The organism is Nocardia sp. NPDC127526 (genome assembly GCF_042672265.1).
In the GTDB taxonomy this organism is placed as follows: Bacteria; Actinomycetota; Actinomycetes; order Mycobacteriales; family Mycobacteriaceae; genus Nocardia.
Window position 1 is genome coordinate 114,947 of the sequence record NZ_JBHXVO010000024.1, and the last position, 10,439, is coordinate 125,385.

The window sequence follows — 10,439 nt, forward strand, 5'->3', positions numbered from 1 at the left end:
AGCAGGACAACCATGTACGACGCCCACCGCAATGGCCCCTACTCGGTTCGTGAAACGCTGTCGCAGCTGCGATTACGCGAATTGCTCGCCGAGGTGAAGGACCGCGTGGAACAGATCATCGACGCCCGCGATCGGATCGACGGGTTGGTCGAGGCCATGCTCGCGGTCACCTCCGGACTCGACCTGGATCAAACCCTGCGCACCATCGTGCGCGCCGCCGTCGGCCTGGTCGACGCCCGCTACGGTGCGCTCGGCGTGCGCGGCCACGACCGTCAGCTCACCCAGTTCGTGTATCACGGCATCGACGAGCAGACCCGCATGCTCATCGGCGATCTGCCCGAGGGGCACGGCGTGCTGGGACTGCTGCTGGTCCAGCCGCAGCCGATCCGGCTCGACGATCTCGCGCGGCATCCGGCCTCGGTCGGCTTCCCGCCCGGCCATCCGCCCATGCGGTCCTTCCTCGGCGTGCCGGTGCGGATTCGCGGCGAGGTGTTCGGAAACCTGTATCTCACCGAGAAATCCGGCGGGCACCCCTTCACCGAGGACGACGAGGTGCTCATGCAGGCGCTCGCGGCCGCGGCCGGTATCGCCGTCGACAATGCGCGCCTGTACGAATCGGCCCGCACCCGGCAGGCGTGGATCGAGGCCACCCGCGATATCGCCACCGAATTCCTCGCCGACACCGATCCCAATCAGGTGCTCGCGCACGTGGTCGAGCACGCACGGGAACTCACCGGATCCCAGCGGGCGCTGCTGGCCGTGGTGCCGGATCCGGAATCGCTGCCCGGGGAGATCACCGAACTCGTTGTGGCGCAATGGTCCGGGCCCGGACAGGAGCACGGCGGCAATACGGTGCAGACCACCGGGACCGCCGTCGGCGAGGCGCTGCTCACCCGCACACCGCTGCGCTTCGACGATGCCAAACAGGTGGATCTCGGCAAGACCATCGACGGCATCGGGCCGGCGCTGGTGCTGCCGCTGCACACGCCCGACTCCACGCTGGGCGTGCTGATCACGTTGCGCTCCACCGAATCCGCGCCCTACACCGATGAGCTGATGGAGCTCATCGCGGCATTCACCGATCAGGCGGCGCTGGCCATGCAGCTGGCGGTGGCGCAGCGGCGCATGCGCGAACTGGACATCCTCACCGATCGCGATCGCATCGCGCGTGATCTGCATGATCACGTCATCCAGCGGCTGTTCGCCATCGGCCTCTCACTGCAGGGCACGGTGCCGCGCGCCCGCGTACCCGAAGTGCGGCAACGGCTTTCCGATGCCATCAACGACCTCCAGGATGTGGTCGAGGAGATCCGCACCTCCATCTTCGACCTGCACGGCGGCAACGGGCACAGCACCCGGTTGCGCCAGCGCATCGAGCGCGCCGTCAAACAGCAGACCGCAAACACCGACATCCGGGCCCTCATGCACATCACCGGACCGCTCTCGGTGGTCGAACCCGGCCTCGCCGATCACGCGGAAGCCGTTGTGCGAGAAGCGGTCAGCAATGCGGTCCGGCATTCCGGAGCCGACACCGTGACCATCGACATCGGCGTAGCCGACGACCTCACCATCGTCGTGACCGACAATGGCTGCGGCATCCCCGACGACATCACCCCCAGCGGTCTGACCAACCTCGCCCACCGCGCCGAACAATCCGGCGGCCGCCTCGCCGTCTACCCCCGCCGCGACCCCTCCGGGGAGGACCAGGGCACCAAACTGCACTGGAGCGTGCCTCTCCACTGAACTCTCGTGGGGGACTCTCGGGGGTTTCACCCCCGAACCCCCTGGAAGAGAATACGGGGGCTAAGCCCCCGGACCCCCTTAGGGCTGCGCCCCGCCCCGCCTGGCTGCGCCCTGCGCCCCGCCCCGCGCGGCTGCGCCGTGCACCCCCGCCCCACGCGGCTGCGCCCTGCGCGCCGCGTTCGCTTAGGGCTGATGCTCCGGCGACCGCGCGCTCAGCTCACCGGGCCCAGTACAACTGCGGAGTTGTGGCCGCCCATGCCGAGGGAGGTTTTCAGGGTGAGGCCGTCGGAGCCGGGGACTACGCCGTCGACCAGGCGGGCGTGGGCGGGGGCGACGATGGGGGCGGAGACCACTACGCCGCGTTCGTAGCCCAGGGCTATGGCTGCTACCTCTACGCCGGCGGCGGCGCCCTGGCAGTGGCCGGTGAGGGGTTTGGTGGCGCAGACGAGGGGTTGGTCGTCGAACATCTTTGCCAGGAGGGCGGTTTCGGCGTCGTCGCATTGTTTGGTGCCGGAGCCGTGGGCGTTGAGGTAGGCGATTTCTTCGGGGCGGACGTCGGCGCTGGACAGGGCTCGGCGGACGCAGTCGAAGATCTGCTGGTGGGAGGGGTCGACGGAGACCACGTGGTAGCCGTCGTTGGACATGGCGCCGCCGAGCATGGCCGCGTAGGGGCGTTCGGCATTGCGGCTCATCACGAATGCGGTGGAGGCCTCGCCCATGCTGAAGCCGCGGCTGCCCTCCTGGAAGGGGCGGCAGGCGGAGAGGGGTTCGGCGTCGGTGACGGCGGCGCCCAGTTCGACGAAGTGCTCGACCATGTCGGCGGTGGCGGACAGGTCGGTGGCGACCACGATCACGTCGTCGGCGAAACCCTGTGCCAGCCACAGCTGTGCGGTGATCAAGGCGACATTGGCGGAGGAGCAGGCCGCCGACACGTTCATGGACGGTCCGTGAAAACCGAACTCCTGCATGAGCATCGACACCGGCGTGGACGGGAGCAGGCGCATGTAGTCGCGGGAACGGCGGCGGCCGTTGTCGACGAGATAGAAGTCGCGCCATTCGTATACATCGCCCAGCACAATGGCGTGCAGCAGACCGACCGTCCGGCCCGGTTTCCAGCCGCGCGCATGCGCGTCGGCGATCGCCTCGCGCACCGATTCGTGTGCGGCGCGGGCATACCGGCTCGGCCCGAGTTCGGGATCGCCACCTTCCGGCACGCGGGCTACCCAACCGTGCCGATCGCGTTCCGGCCCGTACCCTGGAAAGAGCCGGGCGGCCGGCTTGCCGCTCAGCAAACCCTCCCAGAGGGTCTCGCGGCCCCAGCCGTACCCGGTGACGGCACCGATACCGACGATGGTCATATGATCTTGATGCTGGTCTGCGGTATTCGGGACGGGGTTGGTGCCAGGCATTTGCATCGCTCCTTTCAGAGCCGGTGCCTGTAATGATCACCAATCGCAGCTCGATGATGTGCGGAACTGTGATTGATTCAATACGGTCGGCGCGGTGACCCAGCAACCATGCCGATACCACAATGGTGCCGTGCTCCAGCGACGTGTTACAACGACGATCAGGGGGTGCTTTAGGTGGTTGGTAACGATCGGGCAACTGCGCCGACCGATGCCGAACAGCTGGACCAACTCGCCCAGCGATACCGGTCCCTGGTCGAGTACAGCCCCGACGGCATCGTGGTGCACGAGCGCGGCACCGTCGTCTACGCCAACCCGGCCACCGTCAGACTCCTGAACGCGGAATCCGCCGACCAGATCGTCGGCCGGCCCATCACCGACTTCGTGGACCCGGCCTCGGTCGCCCCGATGCTGGAACGCATCCGCCGGCTCACCATTGCCGGCACCGCCTCCGAACCCGCCGAGATGACCTTGCTACGGGTGGGCGGCGGGACCGTGGACGTGGAAACCGTGTCGGTGCTCACCCGCTGGCACGAACACCTGGCCTATCAAGTCGTCCTGCACGACCTCACCCCGCAGCGCCTGGCCGAGGCCGCGCAGGCGCGGGCCGAGCAGTTCTTCACCACTGTCGTCTCCCAGCTGGAGGAGGGCGTGGTGGTGATCGACCGGCACGGACGGATCGAATCGGCCAATCCGGCCGCCCGGCGCATTTTCGGATACGACGCCGACGACCTGATCGGCACCCACATCGAGAACATTCCGCTGAACCTGCTCGACGCCAATGCCCAGCCCATGCCGCCGTCCTGGTATCCGGTCATCCGCACCCTCGCCACCGGCGAGACGGTGACGCGGTTCGTGTTCGGCGTGGACCGGCCGGACGGGCAGCGCCGCTGGCTGTCGGCGTCGAGCCGGCTGCTCAATCCCGACGATCCGGATTCACCCGCGGTCTCCTCGTTCAACGACATCACCGAATTCCGGGCCAGCCGAAGGCAATTGGAATACCAGGCGACACACGATCCGCTCACCGGGCTCGCCAATCGCGCATTGGTGCTCTCGCGGCTCGCGGCGGCGCTGGGCACCACCGAGAACCTACCGGTGTCCTCGGTGCTGTTCATCGATCTGGACGGGTTCAAGGCCATCAACGACACGCTCGGGCACGCCATCGGCGACACCGTGCTGCAGATCGTGGCGCAGCGGCTGCAGCGCGGGCTGCGCTCCGACGACATCGTGGGGCGCATCGGCGGGGACGAATTCCTGGTGCTGCTGTCCGGCCGGACGCTGGGCGAGGATCTGGACGACCTGGTCACCCGGCTGCGGCAGACCATGGCCGAGCCCATCATCGCGCGCGGGCATCGCATCCAGGTCAATGCCTCCATCGGCATCACCCCGCTGCATCCGGGCGATTCCCGCACCCCGGAGGCCGTGCTGCACGACGCCGACCTGGCCATGTACCGCGCCAAGCCCGCCAACCACCAGAACGGAACCCTCGGCCGCCGTAGCGACAGCACGCACGCCTCATGAGCGGCGGGGAGTTTGTGGGCGCAGCCCCCTGATTCGGGGGTTCGGGGGCGCAGCCCCCGAGAGTCCCGAGAGGTGGGGCACACATCACCATTGAGCTGCTGATACGGCGAAGCCCGCAATCGCGAACTAGACTCGACAACTCTGTTCTCGATGGTTCGCACGCCGTGCTGGCGCGCCGGTGTGGTGACAAGGAGTTCCGCTTTGCCCGACCTCACAGAGGAGCGTTCTGTGCCCGCGTCCGATCCCGCTGCCGCGGCGGACGTGGAGCGGGAGCAGCAGCATCTGGACCGGCTGTACACCCAGCTCGACGGGATGCGCGAGTACGCGCAGCGCCGCCTGCGCACCGTTCTGCTGGAGACCGGCGGCACCCCGCAGGCGCGCAGTGAGCGCGAATCGTTCACCCAGCTGTACTCCGAGGACCTCGCCAAATACGACGCCGCCGAGCACGGCCTGTGCTTCGGGCGCATCGACCTCGCCGAGAACGGGGACGGGCCGGCCGACAACGGCAGCGGACCGGCCGAGGGCGAACGCCGCTACATCGGGCGCATCGGCATTCTCGACGAGGCGCACGACTACGAGACCCTGCTGCTGGACTGGCGGGCGCCGCTGGCCCGGCCGTTCTATCTGGCCACCACCGCCGCGCCCGACGGGGTGACGCTGCGGCGGCACATCCGCTCGCGCAATCGCAAGGTGACGGCGCTCAATGACGAATACCTGGATCTGGAGGCGGCCCGCCGCGCCGGGGTGATCAGCGGCGACGGCGGCGTCGGCAGTGAGAGCGCGCTGCTGGCGGCGCTCAATGCCGCGCGCACCGGGCACATGAACGACATCGTCGAAACCATTCAGAGCGAACAGGATGCGATCATTCGCTCCGAGCACAAGAGCGTGCTCGTGGTGCAGGGCGGGCCCGGCACCGGCAAGACCGCCGTGGCGCTGCATCGCGCCGCGTACCTGCTCTACACCTACCGGCAGCAGCTGGACAAGGCCGGTGTGCTCATCATCGGCCCGAACTCCACCTTCCTCGACTACATCGGGCAGGTGCTGCCGTCGCTGGGCGAGACCGGCGTGCTGCTCTCGACCATCGGCAACCTGTATCCGGGAGTGCAAGCGACACTGGAGGATTCGCTGCGCGCCGGGGAGCTCAAGGGCTCTCTCGACATGCTCGACGTGCTCAAGAAGGCCGTGCGCGACTGGCAGGAGGTCCCGAAGGAGCCGGTGCGGCTGCACTTCGACGGCCACGATCTCACCCTGGATCGCAAGATCGTCACCAAGGCCCGCGGCCGCGCCCGGTCCTCGCGCCGCCCGCACAACCTGGCCCGGCCGGTATTCGCCGCGGCCGTGGTGGACGCGCTCACCGATCAGCTGGCCGAGGCCATCGGCGCCAACCCGCTGGGCGGCCGGAACCTGTTGAGCCAGACCGATCTCACCGAGATCCGCGACGAAATGCGGGCCGACGCCGATATTCAGCGCGCCATCGCCGGGCTGTGGCCGATTCTCACCCCGCAGGACGTGCTCGGCGGACTCTGGGCCGATCCCAAGCGATTGGCCACTGCCGCAGGGCATCTCAGCGACGCCGATCGCGCCGAGTTGCAACGCCCCGACAGCAACGAGTTCAGCGACGCCGACGCGCCGCTGCTCGACGAGCTCGCCGAACTGCTCGGCGTGGACGACACCGAGGAGCGCGAACGCGCCCGCCGCCGCTGGCGCGCCCAGCTGGCCGAGGCCCAGGACGCCCTCGACATTCTCACCGGCTCCGCCCCGCAGGACCTCGAGGACGACCTCGACCCGGAACTGCTCATGGCCTACGACCTCATCGACGCCGGCCAGCTCGCCGAACGCCAGCAGGTCCGCACCAGCCAGACCACCGCCGAACGCGCCGCCGGCGACCGCACCTGGACCTACGGGCACGTCATCGTCGATGAGGCGCAGGAACTTTCGGAAATGGCGTGGCGAATGGTGATGCGCCGCATCCCCAACCGCTGGATCACCGCCGTCGGCGACGTCGCCCAAACCGGCGACCCGGCCGGCGCCTCCTCCTGGCAGCAGGTCCTCGAACCCTACGTGGCCAAACGCTGGAAGCTCGCCGAACTCACCGTCAACTACCGCACCCCCGCCGAAATCATGGCCATCGCCGCCGACGTCCTCGCCGAAATCGATCCGAGCGCGGCCATCCCCCGCTCGGTCCGCGACTCCGGCTTCACCCCCCGGGCCCACCGCGTCCCCCTCGACGCCCTCGACGCCGAAGTCGGCCGCCTCGTCGCCGCCGAGGCCGCCCACCCCGGCACCACCGCCGTCATCGCCCCCCACGACGTAGCCGCCAAACTGGCCCACCTGACCGACGACTCGACCCGAGTCCTCACCGTCCACGACGTCAAGGGCTTGGAATTCGATGCGGTAATCCTCGTCGAACCCCACCAAATCCTCACCAAATCCCCCCGCGGCCTCAACGACCTCTACGTAGCCCTCACCCGAGCCACCCAACGCCTGACCGTGGCCCACACCGAAGACCTCCCCCCGGTCCTGCACCGCCTGAGCTGAGTTGTGGGGGCTCCGCCCCCACACCCCCTTGGAGAAAGGGAGCGGGGGCAAAGCCCCCGAACCCCCTTCTGGGACACACCCGCCCTGCCCGACGGCACAGTCTTGCCCGGGCGGCACATCCCCGCCCGACGACACAGCCCCGCCCGACGGCGCAGCCCCGCTTGGCAGGGCGGCCCGCCCGACGGCTCAGCCTGTCCACCAATAGCGAGTTGGGGGGGGGCCGAAGGGGGCGGCCCCCCCCTAGGGGGGTGGGGGGTGGGGGGTGTTGCCCCCACCCCGTCGACCGAGGGGGGGAGGCCCCCCCGGGGGGGGGGGGGGCCCCGCCGCGCGCCCCGCCTCACCCACCCTTTGGGTTTGGGCGGGCCAGTTTGGCCCCCCCCCAACTCTTCGTCTTTGGGGGTTTGGGGGTTTACCCCCAAGCCCTTTCTCCCTTGCGCGTCAGCGCACGGTGTGCACGATCAGGACGTCCGAGCGGGATTTGCGGGCTACGTCGGAGGGCACGGAGCCGAGGAGGCGGCCGGCGAGGGTGTTGAGGCCGCGGTTGCCGACTACGAGGAGGTCGGCTTCGAGTTCCTTGAGCAGGCTGAGCAGGGATTCGACGGGCTCGCCGACCACGGCCTTCTCGACGACGTTGACGGCGCCGGCGGCAATGGCCTTGTCTCGCGCCACGCGCAGGATTTCACTGGTGGGGGCGGAGCCGCGCACCTGGTAGGCCTCGTCCTTGAGCACGTCGGCGGCGGCGGCCACATCGCGGTCGTCGGTGGGGTAGTACGCGCAGGCGATGTAGAGCGTGGCGCCCTCGTCGCCGGCCAGAGCCGCGGCCCGCTCGACGGCGACGTACGACGAGTCCGAGCCATCGGTACCGACGACGATCGTCCGGTAGGCGGTCATTCTCTCCTCCAAGTACAAGGGTCGGGGCCGGGCGGTGGCTGCGCCCTGTCGAGCACAGCATGCTGGGGTTACCGCCGCGGCAACTCCGCCTGACAATAGCGGCATAAGCGGCGGAAATTTTAGATATCGCAACACATCACACTTACGTGGCGCGCCCGTTGTGACGCACATTCCACAAGCGGGCCGGAAAACAGCCTTGGCTACCAGCCAATTCGCGGGCGAAACGCGAATCTGTCCGAAAACGTTAACCCTATTGCGCCCCTGGGATTTTCATCACAGGGGCACACTATCGGGTCAGAGGCTGAAAAGCGGCCCGGTGATGGTCAATCCGAGATCGCCGCCGACGTAGGCGAAGAAGGCGAACAGCATGAGCGCGGCGCCGGCCAGCGCCACGTCCTTGTTGAACGAGATCATCTCGGTCTGCTTGGCCTGCGGATCGGTTTCCTTCCAGAAGTTGTGCATCAGGAAGGCGGTCGGCAGCAGGAAGATCACCAGCAGCAGCGCGCCCAAGTCGGCCCATACGCCGAGCAGCACGCTCAGCCCGCCGAGCAGCAGCAGCACACCGGAGCCGAGGACCGATAGCTTGGCCGCCGGAATGCCCTTGAACTGCGCGTACTGCGCCATTGCGTCACTCTGGGTGAGGTGTCCCACGGCGGAGCTGAGGAACAGCGCCGAGAACAACACCCGTCCGATCAAAACCAGCACATCCATGGCCCGCTCCTTCTCTCGTGATCACTAGCCATTGGGTGACACGGCAACCAACTTCATCGGTGCGAGAGTTATTCCCGGGGTCCAGATGTCAGGAGATTAGCGAGGTCCGGGCGTATTCCAACGGCGCCATCCCGATCTCCCCGGCGAATTCCCGGGAGAAGTGAGCCTGATCGAAGTAGCCGAGCTCGACGGCCAGGGCCGCCAGGTCGGAGGTGCGGCCCTCGGCCAGCAGATGCGCGCCGTCCTGCAGGCGGTAGCGGCGCAGCACCCACTTCGGGCCGGCGCCGACATAGCGGCGGAACAGGCGTTGCAGGGTGCGAATCGGGATGTCGAACAGGTCGGTGACCTGGTCGACGCGGGTCAGCTCGCGATGCTCGGCCATGGTGTCGATGATGCGCAGCAGCAGGCGATACGAGGTGTCGTCGGCCACGGCGCGTTGTGCGACGGCCTCGACCAGGAATTCCTCGACCAGTGCCCGGCGCTCTTCGAGATCGGTGGTGGCCAGTATTTTCTCCGCCAGGCCCTCGGCCTCGGGGAGCACCTCGGTTAGCGGGACGGATGCGTCCCGCAAGGAGCCGACGTCAAGGCCGGTGAACGCTCCGAAGCCGCCGGCGCGGAACTTGACGCCGAAAGTTTCACCCTCCCCGGCCAATTCGCGGACGTACTTCTTGGTCCACACGCCGGTCACGAAGCCGCCGGTGCGATCATGCGATCGTTCGAAGGTCATGTTCACCGCGGGATAGGGCAGCACCTCGGCCATATACGGCGGCATGCCGCGGCGATCCCAGTGCACCGCCCAGTACCACTCCACGAATCGGCTGACCTGCTCCCCTGCCGCTAGGCGGGAGTGATTGCTGGTCCGGACCTGCTCACGCGGGCGCAGAATTCCCTTCGCTGTTTCCGGCGGCGGTACTCGTCGCGGGCGGTACAGCTCGTCGTCGCCGGTCATGAGCGGTGTCGCGTTCTTACAAGACCGGCGGGGCAATGTTGGCAAGACTCGTATTCATGAGCGACGCAGTGAATCCCATACCTGAGAACTACCACTCCATCTCCTGCTTCCTGGCCGTGGCGGACGGCAACAAGGCCATTGATTTCTACTCCACCGTGCTCGGTGCGAAGGTGCTGACTCGCAATGATCTTCCCGACGGGCAGCCTGCGCACGCCGAGCTCCTGATCGGCGATTCCACCATTCAGCTCGGGCTTCCCATGCCGGATATCGGCCTGCGGGCGCCCACTGGGGAGTGGGTTCACACCAGCATCGTGCACTACTCCCCCGACACCGACGCCATCATCGATCGCGCTCGCGACAAGGGCGCCAATGTGGTGGAGGAACCGGCCACTTTTGTCACCGGTGACCGCTTCGGCGTGTTCATCGACCCGTTCGGGCATCGCTGGGTTTGCATGACGCGGGTCGAGGACGTGCCTCGGGAAGAAGCCGAGCGGCGCGTCAACGAGTGGATGGCCCAGCAGGGCTGAGGCTTCACGTGCCGATCGGCTGACGGGAGGCGCGGGATCCGTCGGTCGTGAGGGTTGGTCTGATTAGGCCCGCTCGTGGCTGTGTTTAATTTGCCTCCGCTTCGCTCCGGCGGGGTTCGGGGCCTGACGGTCTCGATTTTTCCCTCCCTCCGC

The 10,439-nt window shown here is 67.9% G+C and carries 8 protein-coding genes; 4 read left to right on the plus strand and 4 right to left on the minus strand.

Going from position 1 to position 10,439, the window contains the following annotated elements:
• The first annotated feature begins 12 nt into the window (after window positions 1-12).
• The gene (locus tag ACFVIV_RS29845; RefSeq protein WP_379201983.1) at window positions 13-1,743 is read left to right on the plus strand and encodes a GAF domain-containing protein; all 1,731 of its coding nucleotides are present in this window, start codon (window positions 13-15) and stop codon (window positions 1,741-1,743) included.
• Window positions 1,744-1,955: 212 nt separating this feature from the next.
• Here the strand turns inward: ACFVIV_RS29845 and ACFVIV_RS29850 are convergent, their stop codons facing one another.
• The gene (locus tag ACFVIV_RS29850; RefSeq protein WP_379201985.1) at window positions 1,956-3,152 is read right to left on the minus strand and encodes a beta-ketoacyl synthase N-terminal-like domain-containing protein; all 1,197 of its coding nucleotides are present in this window, start codon (window positions 3,150-3,152) and stop codon (window positions 1,956-1,958) included.
• Between the two features lie 174 nt (window positions 3,153-3,326).
• On the opposite strand from ACFVIV_RS29850, the gene ACFVIV_RS29855 reads away from it, so the two are divergent.
• Together ACFVIV_RS29855 and ACFVIV_RS29860 are read left to right on the plus strand one after the other, a co-directional pair.
• Window positions 3,327-4,670, plus strand: coding sequence for a diguanylate cyclase domain-containing protein (locus ACFVIV_RS29855; RefSeq protein ID WP_379201987.1), 1,344 nt, complete (start codon window positions 3,327-3,329; stop codon window positions 4,668-4,670).
• Between the two features lie 228 nt (window positions 4,671-4,898).
• Window positions 4,899-7,208, plus strand: coding sequence for a HelD family protein (locus ACFVIV_RS29860; RefSeq protein ID WP_379201989.1), 2,310 nt, complete (start codon window positions 4,899-4,901; stop codon window positions 7,206-7,208).
• Window positions 7,209-7,646: 438 nt separating this feature from the next.
• Here ACFVIV_RS29860 and ACFVIV_RS29865 read toward each other — a convergent pair whose 3' ends face one another.
• The 3 genes from ACFVIV_RS29865 to ACFVIV_RS29875 form a co-directional block, all read right to left on the minus strand.
• Complete coding sequence (locus tag ACFVIV_RS29865; RefSeq protein ID WP_379201991.1) at window positions 7,647-8,099, minus strand: universal stress protein; 453 nt, start codon at window positions 8,097-8,099, stop codon at window positions 7,647-7,649.
• Window positions 8,100-8,393: 294 nt separating this feature from the next.
• Complete coding sequence (locus tag ACFVIV_RS29870; RefSeq protein ID WP_379201993.1) at window positions 8,394-8,810, minus strand: DoxX family membrane protein; 417 nt, start codon at window positions 8,808-8,810, stop codon at window positions 8,394-8,396.
• An 88-nt stretch (window positions 8,811-8,898) separates the two neighbouring features.
• Complete coding sequence (locus ACFVIV_RS29875) at window positions 8,899-9,759, minus strand: DUF6597 domain-containing transcriptional factor (RefSeq protein WP_379201994.1); 861 nt, start codon at window positions 9,757-9,759, stop codon at window positions 8,899-8,901.
• A 56-nt stretch (window positions 9,760-9,815) separates the two neighbouring features.
• Here ACFVIV_RS29875 and ACFVIV_RS29880 point away from each other — a divergent pair, with 56 nt between their 5' ends.
• Window positions 9,816-10,286 (plus strand): VOC family protein, encoded by a 471-nt coding sequence (locus ACFVIV_RS29880; RefSeq protein ID WP_379201996.1) that lies wholly within the window; start codon window positions 9,816-9,818, stop codon window positions 10,284-10,286.
• Window positions 10,287-10,439 lie beyond the last annotated feature (153 nt).